Here is a 16,939-nt window from a genome sequence, read left to right as displayed (position 1 = left end):
CTTTTGGGGAATCAGGGCACGAAAACCATGAACACGTAAACGGCAAATACCACCATATGGACCAGCCCGAACAGGACGTTGGTCCTGCCGGTGCCGAAGGTCAGCATGCTCAGCAAGAATGTCAGGAACAGCAGCGCCGTATTCTGGGGGTTGAGGCCCAGCACCAGCGGCTGGTCGATCGCGTAGGTGGCGAGCCCGACCGCCGGAATCGTCAGCCCGATGGTCGCCAGCGACGAGCCCAGCGCCAGATTGATGCTCTTCTGCAGGTCGTTCTTGCGAGCGGCCGCGATCGCCGAGACGCCTTCCGGCATCAGGATCAGGAGCGCGACCAGCAGGCCCGCAAAGGCCGGCGGGGCGCCGATCCTGACGGCGACGGCATCGACCACCAGCGAGAACTTCTTGGCGAGCAGGACGACGGCCAGCAGCGAGATCAGCAGCAATGCGATGCTGAGCGCCAGCATCCGGCCCGACAGATGGGCCTCGCCGCCCTCACCGTCGGCCCGCTCGTGGACGAAATAGTCCTTGTGGAGCACCATCTGGGTGTAGAGGAAGACGCCATAGAGGACGATGGTGACGAGATCAACGAAGCCAAGCTGGAGCGTCGAGTAGCTCGGGCCCGGCGTCGTCAGCGTGTAATTGGGCATGATCAGCGTCAGGGTCGCCATCGCGGTCAGCACGCTGAGATAGACGTTGGCGCCGGCGACCTGAAACCCCTGCTCGCGGTAACGCATGCCGCCGATGAACACGCAGAGGCCGACCAGGCCGTTGCAGACGATCATCACCACCGCGAACACGGTGTCGCGTGCGAGCTCCGGGGCCGGCTTGTCGCCGAGCATGATCGTGGTGATCAGCGCGACCTCGATGATGGTGACCGCGAGCGTAAGCAGCAGCGTGCCGTAGGGCTCGCCGATCCGCTCCGCGATCACCTCGGAGTGATGAACGGCCGCGAACACTGTCCCGAACAGGATCACCAGGAGCACGATCGCGAACAGGCCGCCGCCAGCCGTCAGCGTGAAGCCGTAGCCGGTCGCGGTGACGATCAGGAACAGCAGCACCGCCAGAGCGGGGAAGATCCAGGACGACCGCGGCATCGGTCCGTGTGCGCTCATGCAGGCGATTCCTTCCAATGGGCGGCCGATTATGCGCGAGAAGACCGCGCCCGTCAGCCCTCACGAGCCGTTGATGAAGCTTCGCGCGATATCGGTCATGCCAAAGTTACCGAGATCGTCATGCCCGCCGTCGGGAATGCGAACGAACTGCTTCGGCTCGTGCGCCAGCGCAAACAGCTTCTCCCCGAAGGCGACCGGAATGGTCGGGTCCTGCGCGCCATGCACGATCAAGAGTGGCGCCGTGACGCGTGCGATACGCTGATCCGAGTGGAACGGGTCACGCACCAGCAGGCGAATCGGAACGAAGCTGAAATGCGCCGCGGCGACGTCGGCGATCGACGTGTAGGGCGCTTCGAGGATCAGCTTTCCAACCGGGTGTTCTGACGCGATGGCGACGGCAACGCCGGTCCCGAGCGAGAAGCCCCAGGCGACGATGCGCTGGGCCTCATAACGCTCCGTTGCGAACGAATAGGCGACCGCGGCGTCATGCAGCAGTCCCTGTTCGCTCGGCGCGCCGCTCGATCCCGCATAGCCGCGATAGGACAGCGCCACGAGGCCGGTACCGTCGGCCGTGATGGCCTTGAAGCGCCCGGCAAGACCGGCGAGAAAATCGCCATTGCCGTGGAAGAACAGCACCACGGGACGGCCGGGTTTCGGCGGCACGTGCCAGACGATCACCTTCTCGCCATCCGACGTGGTGAGGATGTGCTCCTCGGCTTGCGGAAATCCTGCGGCGGCAGGCGCGGTGCGCTCCTTGGTCGGGATCGGAAACAGCATCTCCCGCTGCTTTACGAAGAGCAGGACGAGACCGGCGGCATAGCCGGCCACAATGATGATGGCGGCCCATTTCAGGAATGTCATCGCGGCCCTGTCATTGCAAAGTTCAGGGCTTGCGGCGGCCCTTGAGCAATTTGAGGACGTCGGGCCGGATACTCAAGGGGATCTCGCGGCAGCCGCACGCCGTGGCATGGGCGGCGTGCCATGCGACGCGCTGCTCGCGCGTCGCTTTCGTCGGCATGCGATGGGACCGGTGCCACTCCTTGTTCAGGGCCACGGTCCCCTCGTATTACATTGCCTTGACGATGTTCTCGGTGACCTTCTTGGCGTCGCCGAGCAGCATCATGGTGTTGTCGCGGTAGAACAGCGGGTTGTCGATGCCGGCATAACCGGACGCCAGCGAGCGCTTGATGAACATCACGGTGCCGGCCTTCCAGACCTGGAGCACGGGCATGCCGTAGATCGGCGAGGTCTTGTCCTCTTCGGCCGCCGGGTTGGTGACGTCGTTGGCGCCGATCACGAAGGCGATGTCGGCCTGCGCGAATTCGGAGTTGATGTCCTCGAGCTCGAACACCTCGTCGTAGGGCACGTTGGCTTCGGCGAGCAGCACGTTCATGTGACCGGGCATGCGGCCCGCGACCGGGTGAATGGCGTATTTCACCTCGACGCCTTCCTTCTTCAGGATGTCCGCCATTTCGCGCAGCGCGTGCTGGGCCTGCGCCACCGCCATGCCGTAGCCGGGCACGATGATGACCTTGGAGGCGTTCTTCATGATGAAGGCCGCATCGTCGGCCGAGCCGAGCTTGGCGGGCTTCTGCTCGCCGCCTGCTCCGCCGCCGGCAGCGGCCGTCTCACCGCCGAAGCCGCCGAGGATGACCGAGATGAAGGACCGGTTCATCGCGTGGCACATGATGTAGGACAGGATCGCGCCCGACGAGCCGACCAGCGCGCCGGTGATGATCAGCGCGGAATTGCCGAGCGTGAAGCCGATGCCCGCCGCGGCCCAGCCCGAGTAGGAGTTCAGCATCGAGATCACGACCGGCATGTCGGCGCCGCCGATCGGGATGATCATGAGCACGCCGAGCGCCAGCGCCAGGATGACGATCATCCAGAAGTCGAACGCACTGCCGGACATCACCAGCCCGACGATGAAGACGACGAGCAGGACGGCGAGGACGATGTTGATGACGTGGCGGAACGGCAGGATGATCGGCGCGCCGCTCATGCGCGCGGACAGTTTCAGGAACGCGATCACCGAGCCGGTGAAGGTCAGCGCGCCGATGGCGACGCCGAGCGACATTTCGACCAGGCTCTGCGGATGGATGTTGCCGGGGGTGCCGATGTCGAAGGCTTCAGGCGCGTAGAACGCACCCGCGGCGACCAGCACCGCGGCCATGCCGACCAGCGAGTGGAAGGCGGCGACCAGCTCCGGCATCGAGGTCATCGGAACGCGGCGGGCGATCACCGCACCGATCGCGGCGCCGATCGCGATGCCGACGATGACGAGCACCCAGGCGAGACCGTCGGCCGGCGGATGGTTGGCAAGCGTGGTGGCGACCGCGATCGCCATGCCGATCATGCCGAACAGATTGCCCTGGCGCGACGAAGCGGGGCTCGACAGCCCGCGCAGCGACAGGATGAACAGCACCCCCGCCACGAGATACAAGAATGCAGAGAGATTGGCGCTCATCTCAGGTCCCCATTGATCCCATCAGCCCGAGGTGGCCGCTTACTTCGACTTCTTCTTGTACATCGCCAGCATGCGCTGGGTGACAAGGAAGCCGCCGAAGATGTTGATGCAGGCGAAGATCAGCGCGATGAAGCCGAACGCACGGGCCCAGCCCGAACCGCTCGAGACATTCGCGACACCGCCGGCCAGCAGCGCGCCAACCACGATCACCGAGGAGATCGCGTTGGTCACGCTCATCAGCGGCGTATGCAGCGCGGGCGTCACCGACCACACCACGAAATAGCCGACGAAGACGGCGAGGACGAAGATCGACAGCCGGAAGATGAAGGGGTCGACGACCTGTGCAGCATGCTCCATGACGGATCTCCTTACGCCCGATTAAGCTGACTTGGGCTGGAAGTTCGGGTGGATCACGGCGCCGTCCTTGGTCAGGGCGGTGGCCTTGACGAGCTCGTCGTCCCAGTTCACGGCGAGCTTCTTCTCCTTCTTGTCGACCATGGTCTCGATGAAGGAGAACAGATTGCGGGCATAGAGGCTGGAGGCCGAGGCCGCGACGCGGCCGGCGACGTTGGTGTAGCCGACGATCTTGATGCCATCGAGGTCGACGACCTCGCCCGGCTTGGCGCCCTCGACATTGCCTCCGCGCTCGACGGCGAGATCGACCAGCACGGAGCCCGGCTTCATCGACTTGACCATCTCGCCCGAGACCAGCTTCGGCGCGGGCCGGCCCGGAATCAGCGCGGTGGTGATGACGATATCCTGCTTCTTGATGTGCTCGGCGGTGAGCGCGGCCTGCTTGGCCTGGTACTCCTTGGACATTTCCTTGGCGTAGCCGCCGGCGGTCTGCGCGTTCTTGAACTCCTCGTCCTCGACGGCGAGGAACTTCGCACCGAGCGATTCGACCTGCTCCTTGGTCGCGGGCCGCACGTCGGTCGCGGTGACGATGGCGCCGAGACGGCGCGCGGTCGCGATCGCCTGCAGGCCGGCGACACCGACGCCCATCACGAACACCTTTGCGGCGGGCACGGTGCCGGCCGCAGTCATCATCATCGGGAAGGCGCGGCCGAACGCCTCGGCGCCCTCGATCACGGCGCGGTAGCCGGCAAGGTTCGCCTGCGAGGACAGCACGTCCATCACCTGCGCGCGGGTGATGCGCGGCATCAATTCCATCGCGAAGGCGGAAACGCCGGCATCGGCCATCGTCTTCAGCGCGGCCTCGTTGCCGTAAGGGTCCATGATGGCGATGACGAGCGCGCCGCGCTTGTACTGCGACAGCTCGGACGCCTCGGGGCGCTTCACCTTGATGATGATGTCGGCGTCTTTCAGCGCATCGGCGCTGACGGTGGCACCCACCGCGGTGAACTCGGAATCGGGCAGGCCCGATTTGAGGCCGGCGCCCGGCTCGATGGCGATCTCGGCGCCCAGCGCCTTGAACTTCTTCACCGTATCAGGCGAAGCGGCAACACGCGGCTCCGACGGATCGATTTCCTTGGCAACGGCGATCTTCATAGGCCCTCCGGCGACGCGGACAAAAACGCGCACGCGAACTTAGCGTCACTCCCGCAACGTTGGATACCGGTTTTGGAACCGGCTTGTATGCAAATTTTATGGGCACCGACGACGCTGTCGGTGCGGCAGTCGATCGATCGATCAGGTGAGGAAGATCGCCATCAGGATCACGATGAGCGCGACCGAGGCCGTGCCGTATTTCACCAGCTTGATGAAGCCCTCATAGGTCTGCTCGTGAGCAACGTAGTCGTTGCCGTCGGCAGTGGTGTACGCCACTTCGCTATGGTCAGCCATGGATTGTCCCCAGTCGAAAGTCGAATTCTTGGGCTGGGATACCTTAATCCTTCGGGCAGGGCAACGGCACGAAAGCGCGGTTTTCCCGCAAATCGGCCGATTTGGAATTCCGATTGGCGGGACATATCAGGGGCGAGCGCGGCTCAGCCCTGATCGATCATCGTGGCCGTGACGGCCGCGGCCCGCAATTGGGGTATCGGAAGACCGAGCGCCTCGCGAACCGCGTCGATCGCCGGCTCGCCCGCCGCGTTGAATCGGGCCGTCCGCGGCTCGACGCCGCAGCCGATGGCCACCGGATTGGTCCCGGACAGGAAGCCGTGGGCCATGTGGAAACCCAGCGCGCGATAGACCTCGAACTGCTCTTCCGAGAAGAACTGGTCGCCCGTGGTCTCGTGCGGGAACGTGGCGTGCCGCCGCCCGTAATCGCGGATGTAGTCGTTCTCGTCGCCGGTCAGGGACGATTTGAGATAGACGAGATAGCCGGTGTCGCCGGCACCGTAGTCGATGGTGCCGATGGCGACATGGACGTGATCGACCGGCTTGTCATCGCGCTGGCTCTTGGCCGTGGCCGGGTTCGCATTGCACGCCATCACGGCCCGGGTGCGCTCGCGGATCGGCGCCCAGGGCAGGTCGATCCGGACGCCGAGATCGATGCGGGCATAGCGCTGCAGCGTCATTAGCGCGGCGAAGTTCATCGGCGTATCCGCTTCCGCATCCACGGCCATGATGACGCGGCAGCGCCGGCGCAGCAGCTCGTAGATGCCGAGATTCTCGATATGGCCGCCGTCGGTGAGATAGACGCCCTCGCTGTTCTCGTAGAGCCGGCCGGAGATTTCCGACCAGAAATAGCGCGGCGAGAAGCGACGGAACCATTGCCCGTTCACGTAGCGCGGATTCCTCAGCCAGTAGCCGAGCCTGACGTTGAGAAGCGCGAGCGTCGGCGTCAATGCGCGGATCGAGTTCGAGCCCATGTTCGCCGACGCCGCAGCGCCTGATATCGCCATGGCCGTGGCGAGGTCGAGGCTTTGCTCGGCCTTCTCGACGGCCAGTGTCGCCGCGTAGCCGGTTGCCTCGCTGCCGACATTGCGCGGTGAAAACACGAAGAAGTCGGCGTTGCGGCCGCGCCGGTTGGCGAAGTCCGAGCCCTGGATGTTCAGCGCCGTGTTGATGAGGTGATAAGGCGCCAGCAACCTCGCCCGGATCTGTCGGCCGTCGGCCGCAGCGGCCGGGACACCATAGGAGACGCTGTAGAGGTCGCTGAGCTTCATGCGGTCGAGTGGCTTGAAGTCGCGGCCCTGGTCGAGGCTGGCCTCGGCACGCGCGAGATCGCTCTCCGCCGTCCGGGTCGGGTCGAACAGGAAGGCCTTGCTCAACCTGTCGCGGTACAGCCGGTGCAGCGAGTTGGCATTCGGTGTCAAAAGCCAGGAGACCAGGAACAGCAACAGACCCGTCAGCGCATACAGGACGATCACCGGCAGGGTGTAGGAATAGGCCGCGTCGGATCCCGTTCCCGTGAACAGGTCCGGAAAGTACGGCTGAACCTTGGGCTTCAGCCATTGTGCAGCGGGCTGAAGCCATGCCGGCGCGTGCCAGGTCGCGAGCCGATCGGAATCCATGCTGACAAGCGACTCCGGCGGCGGCGCAGGCTTTGCCTCGGCGAATTCGATCGCCGCGTTCCGGTCCAGTTGCACCTTGCCTGCCAGCGCCCCCGGGAGCGTTGCAGTCAACTTGGCCTTGGCAATGCAGTCCCTCTGCTCGGTCTGGGCGGAGCAATTCTTGAAGATATCGTTGGAGATCCCCCAATACGACAGATTGAGATAAGCGACCCAGATGATCAGCGGCAAAGCGAGGCCGGCAATCCAGAGTGCGGCCTTGGCAGCGATCGCAAGAAGCACCGAGCCCCATTGCGAGGACACGCTGTTCCCCTTCAGCAGTTCGAGGAACTGCTGCCGGAACGCGGTCACGAAGACCCCGACGGGCGCCGCGACGGCGGCGAGCGATTGCAGCCAGGTCACCGCGACGCCGCCAACCGGCCCGCCGATCACGCTGCTGTCGGCGACATCGAACATCTGACGCAACATGAAGGGCTGAAATTCGAAGAAGGCGATGCCCGCCAGCAGGACCAGGAAGGTGGCCCCCACGGTCGGCAGGTGCGAGCGGAATTCCTGGCGCTTGCTCGGACCGGCGAAGGACCGCACGATCGCCCACACGAAAAACAGCGCAAGCACGATGATCGACGTTGCCAAAGTCAGCGCGAAATTCTTCACCTGGAGCACGCGCGCGAGGTCGCACGCCACGCCGACGACAAGGACGACCACGGCCGCATAGATCCATACGATGGCGGGACCGCTTCCCCTTTCGGAGCGCGCCCCGAAATAAGCCAGCACGCTGAAAGCGAGCAGGACGGCAGCGCAAATGACGCCGACCAACCAGAATCCGTGGAGATTGACGAAGCTGAAATCGTGCAGCTCGCATGTCTTGGAATCGACGAAGCTGACACCGAACAGATTGGCGACCGTCAGGCAGGTCCGGGTCGGCGTCGACCAGATGGTGACCGCGGCCAGCATCAGGATGATCGGAAGAATGATCCCGATATTGGCGATCAGCCCGCGCACCACGATGGCAATTCCGGTGAGGAGATCGCGCACGCCGGCGGGGATCAGATAGTTGGAGTAGTTCCTGATGTGCCCGACGGAGGCGGTATCGCTGATCTCGTTCGCAGTCGCGGTGCCGCCCGACGGCCGCTCGCCGAACACGAAACGCCGCGCCACCGTCATGGTTGCACTGAGGGAGGTGCCGATATAGCCGCCGCCGGAGACGGTCGAGAGGTAGTCGATCCGCCGGAACAGATTATGGTGGTTCAGCGCCTGGAGCACGCCGAGGCAAAGCGCCGAGGAGCGAATGCCGCCACCGGACAGAGCGAGCCCCGTGACGTCCAGCATCTGACAGGATTGCAGACCATCCGTGGGGATCTGCCGGGTCTCTTCGCGCCGTGTGTTGATCGCCTCGATTTCATCGCGCACGATCTGGTGATGCTTTTCGCACCACGGCATGTCCTCAGTGGACCGCGGCGTTCGCGCCTCCACGGGCTTCGTCAGCTGGACCTGATCGAGCATGCGTGCCTCCCCACAACGGCGGAGCACCGGCAATCAACGGCTGCAAAATCAATAAAAAATAGCCCTATGAGGATTAGTCTCGCCGGGGATGCAAACGTTCAATGCCACATCGCAGGCGCGTGCGACCGTCGCGAGAGGCGCACGGCAGTGCGCCGGCTGGAACTCGCACCGGGCGCCGCATCTTGCGAAAATATGTCGAGGCGCGCTGCGGGAACCCGCAGCGCCGCCTCAGCCCATCGCCTCCAGCTCATCGATCATGCCGGCGATGACCGAGAGGCCGCCGTCCCAGAATTTGGGATCCTTGGCATCGAGCCCGAACGGCCGCAGCAGCTCGGAATAATGCTTGGTGCCGCCGGCGGCGAGCATGTCGAGATAGCGCTCGGCAAAGCCTTCGGCCGCGTGCTCGTAAACGGCGTAGAGCGAGTTCACGAGACAATCGCCGAACGCGTAGGCATAGACGTAGAACGGCGAGTGGATGAAGTGCGGGATGTACATCCAGTAGTTCTCGTAACCCGCCTTGATCTCGATTGCCGGCCCCAGGCTCTCGCCCTGCACCGACAGCCAGATCTCGCCGAGCCGCGTCGCGGTGAGCTCGCCGTTCTTGCGCTCGGTGTGGACCGCGCGCTCGAACGAATAGAACGCGATCTGCCGCACCACGGTGTTGATCATGTCCTCGACCTTGCCGGCGAGCAGCGCCTGGCGCTGCTTCGGGCTCTTGGTCTGCGCGAGCAGCCGCCGGAACGTCAGCATCTCGCCGAACACGCTTGCCGTTTCGGCCAGCGTCAGCGGCGTCGGCGCCATCAGCGCGCCGTTCTTCGCGGCCAGCACCTGGTGCACGCCATGACCGAGCTCATGCGCGAGCGTCATCACGTCGCGCGGCTTGCCCTGGTAGTTCATGAGAACATAGGGATGCGCCGACGGCGTGGTCGGATGCGAGAACGCGCCCGGCGCCTTGCCCGGACGCACCGGCGCGTCGATCCATCGATCGGTGAAGAAGCGCTCGGCGATGTCGGCCATCTTGGGCGAGAAGCCGCGATAGGCCGTCAGCACCATGTTGCGCGCATCGGGCCAGCCGATCACGTCGGTCGCGGCAAACGGCAGCGGCGCGTTGCGGTCCCAATAGGCCAGCCGCTTCCTGCCGAACCACTTCGCCTTCAGCGCGTAATAGCGATGCGACAGCTTTGGATAGGCCGCGCGCACGGAGGCGACCAGCGCATCCACCACCTCGCGCTCGACGCGGTTGTTGAGATGGCGGGAATCCGCGACGTCCTGGAAGCCGCGCCAGCGGTCGGAAATATCCTTGTCCTTGGCGAGCGTGTTGGTGATCAGCGCAAAGGTGCGCTCATTGGCCTTGAAGGTCTTCGCCAGCGCTTCGGCCGCACTCTTGCGCTTGGCGCCGTCGCGGTCCTGCAGCAGATTGAGCGTCGGCTCGATCGCGAGCTCTTTCGCACCGACCCTGAAGCGCAGGCCGGAGATGGTCTGGTCGAACAGCCGGTTGAAGGCGGAATAGCCGGTCTGCGCCTTCTCCAGGAAAAGCTGCTCGAGCTTGTCGTCGAGCTGATACGGCTTCTCCTTGCGCAGATCCTCGATCCACGGACGATAATGCGCGAGCTCGGCGGCTTGCATCGCGCGGTTCAAAATATCGTCATCGACGCGGTTGAGCTCGAGCGCGAAGAACAGCAGATGCGTTGACGCATCCGTCAGCCGCTCCGAGACGTCGCCGTAAAACTTTGAAATCTTGGGATCAACGCTGTCGCCGGCGTGGACGAGGCCGGCATAGGAGCCGAGACGGCCGGCGAGATCGTCGATCGCCTCATAGCGTCGCACCGCCTCGGCGAGCCATTTTCCGCCATCTTCGTTTGCTGTCCCTGTGGCGAGCTTGCCCTTGTAGTCCGTCTCGAACGCGACGCAATCGGCATCCATCTTTTCGAGGTCGCGCGCCACTTCCGGCGCATCGATCCCGGAATAGAGATCGGCAAGGTTCCATTCCGGAAGCTTGCCCGTCTTGCTCACAGGCTTTGTCGACGACGACTTGGCCAGTGAAGGCTTGGCCAGTGAAGGCTTGGAGGGCTTTGCCTTGGCGGTGGATTTCTTGGCGCTGGATTTCTTGGCGGTGGTCGACTTGCGGAGAGCGGACTTCTTCAGGGCAGGCTTGGAGCGCGAATTCATTGTGTGGGAAACCTGTGTTCAACAAGCGCGACGGCGGGCGGGGGCATCAAGGTTTAAGAGTGCGTTAATCGGCTTCGGCCAGAGTGCCCCGATTCGAGACAGATAGTAGTAGCGTGCGGGGAACACCATGGCTGCCTGTATTTTGATCGCCGATGACGACGCTGTAGCCCGCCGGCTGGTCGAGAACATGGTGCAGAAATGCGGCTATGAGACGGTCGTCGTGGAGTCCGGCGACGCCGCGATCGCCGCCCTCACCGCCTCCGATGCACCTTCGATCGACGCCGTCATCCTCGATCTCGTGATGCCCGGCCTCGACGGCATGGGCGTGCTGGAGCGGATCCGCGACGCCGGCCTCAGCATTCCCGTCATCGTGCAGACCGCCCATGGCGGCATCGACAACGTCATCTCGGCGATGCGCGCGGGCGCAGCCGACTTCGTCGTCAAGCCGGTCGGCGTGGAGCGGCTCCAGGTCTCGCTTCGCAACGCGCTCAACGCGTCCGCACTCAAGGGCGAATTGCAGCGCATCCGTCACAGCCGCGAGGGCCGGCTGACCTTCTCCGACATCATCACGCGCGCCGAGGCGATGGCGCCGGTCATGCGCGCCGCGCAGAAGGCGGCGAACTCGTCGATTCCCGTGCTGATCGAGGGCGAGTCCGGCGTCGGCAAGGAAATGTTCGCGCGCGCCATCCACGGCAGCGGCGAGCGCAAGGCAAAGCCGTTCGTCGCGGTCAATTGCGGTGCGATCCCCGACAATCTCGTCGAGTCCATCCTGTTCGGCCACGAGAAGGGCGCCTTCACCGGCGCCACCGAACGGCACACCGGCAAGTTCGTCGAGGCCCATGGCGGCACGCTGTTCCTGGACGAGGTCAGCGAGCTGCCGCTGGCCGCGCAGGTCAAGCTGCTCCGTGCACTGCAGGAAGGCGCGGTCGAGGCGGTCGGCGGCCGCAAGCCGTTGAAGGTCGACGTCCGCATCGTCTCGGCGACCAACCGCAAGCTGCTGGAGCGGGTGAAGCAGGGCCATTTCCGCGAAGACCTGTTCTACCGCCTGCACGTGCTGCCGCTGACTGTCCCCTCGCTGCGTGCCCGCCGCGAGGACATCCCGCATCTGCTGCGGCATTTCCTGGCGCGCTTCGCCGCCGAGGAGAACCGCTCCATCACCGGCATCAGCGGCGAGGCTGTAGCGTACCTCGCCCAGCTCGACTGGCCCGGCAACATCCGCCAGCTCGAAAACGCGGTCTATCGCGCCGTGGTGATGAGCGAGGGTGACCAGCTCGGGCTCGGCGACTTCCCCCAGCTCACCTCGCAGCCGCATGCCGCGACGGAGATTCCGACCGCGCCGCTGATGCTGGAGCCGATCGCGGCGCCTTCGCTGGTATCGGGTAATGAAATACCCATTGCACCGCTTCCCCTGGCAGGAAGCCTCTCCATGCTGACCCCGACCGGCGACGTCCGTCCGCTCGAGGACATGGAGAACGAGATCATCCGCTTCGCCATCTCGCATTATCGCGGACAGATGTCCGAGGTCGCCCGCCGTCTCAAAATCGGCCGGTCCACGCTCTACCGAAAACTCGACGAAGCCGGGGTTCCCGGCCATGGCGGCAAAAGCGGTGAGGAGACGCATTGAGCCTCATGCGAACGGAGGTTCGCGTGGTCTGACGATGCGGTCGCAACCCGTTGAATTGCGGCAAAATTCGGCGGTGACTTGAACCGTGACTTGGAAGTGACAGACAGACGGAAAAGCGCGTGTTGCAGGCGCACAATCCGTTGCCAAGAGGCTCCCTTGAAGTCAGTTTGTCGTGAGTTGTCCCGGGTAGCGCTGGCTGCAGAATCGGGGCCTGTATATCGTCTGCGTAAGAATCGTTGCGTGCAGGCGTGCAACTTTCGAGAGGCCGCGGCGGTTTAGCCGAACTCATTAGACGATAACGAACCTGTTCCACGAGGGACAGTTCACCCGAGGGGTGCGACACAATGCGTGACTGTTTGAACCGCCGTGCAGGCTTTGACCGTGTCCTGATGACGGTCGCGGCGACCTTCCTCACGGTATCGGCCGGCTCGGCGCTGGCGCAGGATCAGGCGCGCAGCAGCGCCGCCGAACTCGCGATCGAAGCCGCGATCCCGCGCCCCGAGCCCGCAAACGTCCCGCCCCCGACCGCATCCGACATCAAGCTCGACACCACCGCCACGGTGCAGGACTCCGCGAAGGAGCCGGCCAAGGAAGCTGCTCCGGTGAAGGCCGAGGCCGCACCTGCGCCCGACAAGGTCGAGACCAAGCCGTCCGACGTCGCCACGACGCCCGCCACCGAGGCGCCGAAGAGCGAGACGGCCAAGACCGAACCCGCCAAGACCGAACCCGCGAACACCGAGCCCGCCAAGGCCGACACCGCGACGGCAACGCCGGCAGCGCCTGCGGCCCCCGCCGCTGCGGCAGCTCCCGCCGCCGAGCCCGTGAAGGCCGCGAGCAATGTGCCCGCCGCCGACCAGCCGGTCGCCGACAAGCTCAAGGACATCATCGGAGCCAAGACCTCGCGTCATTTCGACCGCAAGAACGAGCGTGCGGCGATCGAGAAGTTTTACGGCGCCCGCGACTTCGCGCCGGTCTGGACCCTGGCCGGCAGCCTGACGGCGGCGGCCAAGGGCGTGATCGCGCGGCTGAAGGACGCCGCCTCCGACGGCCTCAACCCCGCCGACTATCCGGTGCCGGATTTCGCTGCGGCGACGAACCCCGATGCGCTCGCCGACGCCGAGCTCAAGCTCACCGCCAGCATGTTCGACTATGCGCGCCAGGCGCAGAGCGGCCGCATGCACTGGTCGCAGGTCAGTGGCGACATCCTCTATCCCGAGCACCCGGTCGACCCGAACGAGGTGCTGACCAAGGTCACGACCGCGACTGACGCCTCCGCGGCGCTCGACAGCTACAACCCGCCGCAGAAGCTCTACAAGGAGCTGAAGGCCAAGCTCGCCGAACTGCGCGGCCTGGGCAGCGGCCCGGTCATCGAGATCGCCGACGGTCCGGCGCTGAAATACACCCCGGCCGGCAAGAAGCAGGCTGAGGTCGTCGTCGACGATCCGCGCGTGCCGCAGCTCCGCGCCAAGCTCGGCCTCGCCGAGAACGCCAGCGACACCCGCTATGACGCGACGGTTTCCGAAGCCGTGCGCAAATTCCAGGCCGGCGCCGAGATGAAGGTCACCGGTATCCTCGACGACAAGACCGTCAAGGCGATCAACACACCGAAGCGCGACAAGCAGATCGACACCGTGCTGGTGAACATGGAGCGCTGGCGCTGGCTGCCGCGCGACCTCGGCGCGCCCACGCTGGGCGATGCCTATGTCATCCTCAACATTCCCGACTACACGCTGAAGGTGATGCAGCGCGGCCAGCAGGTCTGGACCACCCGCGTCGTCACCGGCAAGCCCGGCCAGCACGCCACCCCGCTGCTGACCGAGACGATGAAGTACATCACGGTCAACCCGACCTGGAACGTGCCGCCGTCGATCGTCTACAACGAATATCTGCCGGCGCTGCAGCAGGACCCGACCGTGCTCCAGCGCATGGGCCTCAAGCTCGAGCAAAATCGCGACGGTTCGGTGCACATCTCGCAGCCGCCCGGCGAAGCCAACGCGCTCGGCCGCATCCGCTTCAACTTCCCGAACAAGTTCCTGGTCTATCAGCACGACACGCCGGACAAGAACCTGTTCGCCCGGGAAGATCGCGCCTTCAGCCATGGCTGCATGCGCGTGCAGAACCCGGATCAGTACGCCTCCGTGCTGCTCAACATCGCCATGCCGAACGAGAAGTACACGCCCGAGCGCGTGCGCAGCATGTACGGCAAGAGCGAGATCGACCTGAAATTCCCGACGCCGATCCCGGTCAACATCACCTATCAGACTGCGTTCGTGGATGACGGTGGCAAGCTGCAATTCCGCAAGGACGTTTATGGCCGCGACGCGACCATGCTCAACATCCTGAAGAACGGCCGCGGCAAGGATCTCGAGAACGTCGTCGCCCACTCCCAGCCGAGCTATTCGCGCCCGGCAACCACCCTGCCCGCGGGCGTGGCGGTGGCCAACAATGGCGGCGGCTTCGGCTCGTCGGGTCCGAGCTTCTTCGAGCGCCTGTTCGGGGCCTCGACCCCGACCCCGCCGCCGGCTCCGGTCGGCCGCCGGCCGCAGCAGCAGCGGGTATTCACCCGCTGAGCCCAGCCCGGCATCGACACCTCATTTCCTGAAATTCTGCAATAAAATCAGCGACCTCATCCTCTGGATGGGGTCGCTTAAAGTTAACCATTCTCCACCCGGGCCCGGGCAGAGGGCGTTTTTTTGCCACACTCAAGCGTTTAGGATCGTAGTCTGACTTGGTTTGGGGTCGGGAAGGTCAACCTCGAATTAACCTTCTCGCTTTAAGAAAGCGTTCATCCTCTTTCGCGCGCTAACGGGGTTGGCGGGAGAGTCCATTTTGAACGCTCGTCGACTGGGTGGGCTCAAACGTGCTGACTGGTATCGCACGCCAATTTGCTGTGCTGTCGTTGTCCCATGCGGGAGTGAAGGCCGGATCCCGGATCGGCCTCGCTTCCGTACTGCTGCTTGCTGCCGCAGGTTCCGTCCATAACGCCGCCGCCCTGAACGAGACCAAGACCCTCTCCTTCCACCACACTCATTCCGGTGAAGACCTCACCATCACCTTCAAGCGCGATGGCCGCTACGACGAAGCCGCGCTGAAGCAGCTCAACCACTTCCTGCGCGACTGGCGCACCCAGGACGAGACGGTGATGGACCGCCGCCTGTTCGATATCCTCTGGGAAGTCTATCGCGACGTCGACGGCAGGCAGCCGATCCAGATCATCTCCTCCTATCGCTCCCCCGCCACCAACGCGATGCTCCGCCGCCGCTCCTCGGGCGTGGCGCGCTTCAGCCAGCACATGCTGGGGCATGCGATGGACTTCTACATTCCCGGCATCCCGCTGGAGCAGATCCGCTTCGCGGGCCTGCGCCTGCAGCGCGGTGGCGTCGGCTTCTACCCGACCTCCGGCTCGCCCTTCGTGCATCTGGACACCGGCAGCATCCGGCACTGGCCGCGCATGACGCATGACCAGCTTGCCCGCGTGTTCCCGGACGGCAAGACAGTGCACCTGCCGACCGACGGCGTGCCGCTGAAGGGCTATGAGCTCGCCAGGGCCGAGATCGAGCGGCGCGGCAGTGACGACGGCGCCAGCAAGCCCGGCTTCTTCGCCGCCTTGTTCAAGAGCAAGTCGGCTCCGGCCGCCAGCAACGACGAGGATGACGAGGGCGCGCCCGCCCCGTCCGCCAAGCCGACCCTGGTCGCCGCCGCAGCAGCCAAGCCTGCCGAAGCCAAGTCCTCTGAAGTCAAACCCGCCGATCCCGTGCCGACGCCGCGCGCCAAGCCGTCCGTCGCCGCCGCGATCCAGCTCGCCTCCGCCGACGCGCAGCTCGTGGCGCCGCCCAAGCCAAAGCCCGCGCCCGTGGCTGACAAGCCGGCGGCCGGCAAGCTTGAGACCCCCGCCGACATCATCAATGCCCGCGGCTTCTGGGATGCCCCGGCCACGCCGCAGCAGGCGACGCCCGCGCAGATCGCCGCGCTGAAGGCACGCCAGGCGCTCGCCGCCGCCACCGATCCGCAGCCGACCGCGAGCGTCTCCAACGCAACCCTCCAGGCGCTGGCTTACGCGCCGGCCGCCTCCCCGGTCGACCGCGCCAACGTCGTCGCCGCCTCCGCGCCGATCCCGCGCTCCGCCCGTCCCGCCGCGCGCGGCGGCGCGCCCGCGACCGAGATCAACACGGTGGTCGGCAAGACCGCCGACGGCATGATCGCGACCGCGACCCGGCTGTCCGCGGCCAAGGGCGACAACATCTGGCTCAAGATCGTGATGCTGTCGCCGAGCGCCAGCAATTCGATGTCGGTCACGCTGATGGGCGAGCTCGATATGGCGGCGCTGCGCGGCTATTTCGTCAAGCCGCAGGCCGTGGTCGCCATGGGCTTCACCGACGATCCGATGCAGGGCCTGTCCTGCGACAGTTTCTCGGGCAGCGCGACCGCGAAGCTCGAGACGACGTCGTTCGTCGTGCGCACGGCGGCGCTGCGCTGAGGCGGGCGGCCCTTACCGTTTCAAAGCATTCAGTCTCGTAGATGGGGTAACGGGCCCCCCCCGGGGCCTTCCAGCGAAGCCGCGCTAGCTACGGCGCTGTTTGGTGGCGCGCGTCGCGCGGCTTGACTGGAAGGTTGGCGGTCGTCCCTCACATTGATGGTGTAACGGAGTCGA

At 65.1% G+C, this 16,939-nt stretch carries 12 protein-coding genes; 3 read left to right on the top strand and 9 right to left on the bottom strand.

Going from position 1 to position 16,939, the window contains the following annotated elements:
* Positions 1 to 11: 11 nt before the first annotated feature.
* The 9 genes from VGR99_RS26290 to VGR99_RS26250 all read right to left on the bottom strand — a co-directional run bounded on the left by VGR99_RS26290 (position 12) and on the right by VGR99_RS26250 (position 10,664).
* Positions 12 to 1,109: an ionic transporter y4hA gene (locus tag VGR99_RS26290; protein ID WP_326902611.1), complete on the bottom strand. Its 1,098-nt coding sequence runs from the start codon at positions 1,107 to 1,109 to the stop codon at positions 12 to 14.
* A gap of 60 nt (positions 1,110 to 1,169) precedes the next feature.
* Positions 1,170 to 1,970 carry an alpha/beta hydrolase gene (locus tag VGR99_RS26285; protein WP_326902610.1) on the bottom strand — a complete coding sequence of 267 codons (801 nt, stop codon included), beginning with the start codon at positions 1,968 to 1,970 and terminating at the stop codon, positions 1,170 to 1,172.
* Between the two features lie 22 nt (positions 1,971 to 1,992).
* Positions 1,993 to 2,163 (bottom strand): hypothetical protein, encoded by a 171-nt coding sequence (locus VGR99_RS26280; RefSeq protein ID WP_326902609.1) that lies wholly within the window; start codon positions 2,161 to 2,163, stop codon positions 1,993 to 1,995.
* A 12-nt stretch (positions 2,164 to 2,175) separates the two neighbouring features.
* Positions 2,176 to 3,576, bottom strand: a complete 1,401-nt coding sequence (locus VGR99_RS26275; RefSeq protein ID WP_326902608.1) for an NAD(P)(+) transhydrogenase (Re/Si-specific) subunit beta — start codon at positions 3,574 to 3,576, stop codon at positions 2,176 to 2,178.
* A gap of 39 nt (positions 3,577 to 3,615) precedes the next feature.
* On the bottom strand, positions 3,616 to 3,933 hold the full coding sequence (locus VGR99_RS26270) for a proton-translocating transhydrogenase family protein (protein WP_212345079.1): 318 nt from the start codon (positions 3,931 to 3,933) through the stop codon (positions 3,616 to 3,618).
* Positions 3,934 to 3,954: 21 nt separating this feature from the next.
* Positions 3,955 to 5,085, bottom strand: a complete 1,131-nt coding sequence (locus tag VGR99_RS26265) for a Re/Si-specific NAD(P)(+) transhydrogenase subunit alpha (RefSeq protein ID WP_326902607.1) — start codon at positions 5,083 to 5,085, stop codon at positions 3,955 to 3,957.
* 141 nt (positions 5,086 to 5,226) lie between these two features.
* Positions 5,227 to 5,379, bottom strand: coding sequence for an aa3-type cytochrome c oxidase subunit IV (locus VGR99_RS26260; RefSeq protein WP_008136857.1), 153 nt, complete (start codon positions 5,377 to 5,379; stop codon positions 5,227 to 5,229).
* Between the two features lie 143 nt (positions 5,380 to 5,522).
* Positions 5,523 to 8,495, bottom strand: coding sequence for a cell division protein (locus VGR99_RS26255; RefSeq protein WP_326902592.1), 2,973 nt, complete (start codon positions 8,493 to 8,495; stop codon positions 5,523 to 5,525).
* 228 nt (positions 8,496 to 8,723) lie between these two features.
* Positions 8,724 to 10,664, bottom strand: a complete 1,941-nt coding sequence (locus VGR99_RS26250; protein WP_326902591.1) for a M3 family oligoendopeptidase — start codon at positions 10,662 to 10,664, stop codon at positions 8,724 to 8,726.
* Positions 10,665 to 10,791: 127 nt separating this feature from the next.
* On the opposite strand from VGR99_RS26250, the gene VGR99_RS26245 reads away from it, so the two are divergent.
* The 3 genes from VGR99_RS26245 to VGR99_RS26235 all read left to right on the top strand — a co-directional run bounded on the left by VGR99_RS26245 (position 10,792) and on the right by VGR99_RS26235 (position 16,765).
* Complete coding sequence (locus VGR99_RS26245) at positions 10,792 to 12,288, top strand: sigma-54 dependent transcriptional regulator (RefSeq protein ID WP_326902590.1); 1,497 nt, start codon at positions 10,792 to 10,794, stop codon at positions 12,286 to 12,288.
* 344 nt (positions 12,289 to 12,632) lie between these two features.
* Positions 12,633 to 14,858 (top strand): L,D-transpeptidase family protein, encoded by a 2,226-nt coding sequence (locus VGR99_RS26240; protein WP_326902588.1) that lies wholly within the window; start codon positions 12,633 to 12,635, stop codon positions 14,856 to 14,858.
* Positions 14,859 to 15,136: 278 nt separating this feature from the next.
* Positions 15,137 to 16,765: a DUF882 domain-containing protein gene (locus VGR99_RS26235; RefSeq protein ID WP_326902587.1), complete on the top strand. Its 1,629-nt coding sequence runs from the start codon at positions 15,137 to 15,139 to the stop codon at positions 16,763 to 16,765.
* Positions 16,766 to 16,939: the final 174 nt, after the last annotated feature.

This window comes from Bradyrhizobium sp., assembly GCF_035935975.1.
GTDB lineage: Bacteria > Pseudomonadota > Alphaproteobacteria > Rhizobiales > Xanthobacteraceae > Bradyrhizobium.
Note: the sequence above shows the minus strand (reverse complement) of the source record. Positions and strands in the feature narration are given on the sequence as shown.

Excerpts from the sequence above, each read along its gene's own strand:
- VGR99_RS26290 (WP_326902611.1), bottom strand. The coding sequence starts at position 1,109 with ATGAGCGCACACGGACCGATGCCGCGGTCGTCCTGGATCTTCCCCGCT.
- VGR99_RS26285 (WP_326902610.1), bottom strand. The coding sequence starts at position 1,970 with ATGACATTCCTGAAATGGGCCGCCATCATCATTGTGGCCGGCTATGCC.
- VGR99_RS26275 (WP_326902608.1), bottom strand. The coding sequence starts at position 3,576 with ATGAGCGCCAATCTCTCTGCATTCTTGTATCTCGTGGCGGGGGTGCTG.
- VGR99_RS26270 (WP_212345079.1), bottom strand. The coding sequence starts at position 3,933 with ATGGAGCATGCTGCACAGGTCGTCGACCCCTTCATCTTCCGGCTGTCG.
- VGR99_RS26265 (WP_326902607.1), bottom strand. The coding sequence starts at position 5,085 with ATGAAGATCGCCGTTGCCAAGGAAATCGATCCGTCGGAGCCGCGTGTT.
- VGR99_RS26260 (WP_008136857.1), bottom strand. The coding sequence starts at position 5,379 with ATGGCTGACCATAGCGAAGTGGCGTACACCACTGCCGACGGCAACGAC.
- VGR99_RS26255 (WP_326902592.1), bottom strand. The coding sequence starts at position 8,495 with ATGCTCGATCAGGTCCAGCTGACGAAGCCCGTGGAGGCGCGAACGCCG.
- VGR99_RS26250 (WP_326902591.1), bottom strand. The coding sequence starts at position 10,664 with ATGAATTCGCGCTCCAAGCCTGCCCTGAAGAAGTCCGCTCTCCGCAAG.
- VGR99_RS26245 (WP_326902590.1), top strand. The coding sequence starts at position 10,792 with ATGGCTGCCTGTATTTTGATCGCCGATGACGACGCTGTAGCCCGCCGG.
- VGR99_RS26240 (WP_326902588.1), top strand. The coding sequence starts at position 12,633 with ATGCGTGACTGTTTGAACCGCCGTGCAGGCTTTGACCGTGTCCTGATG.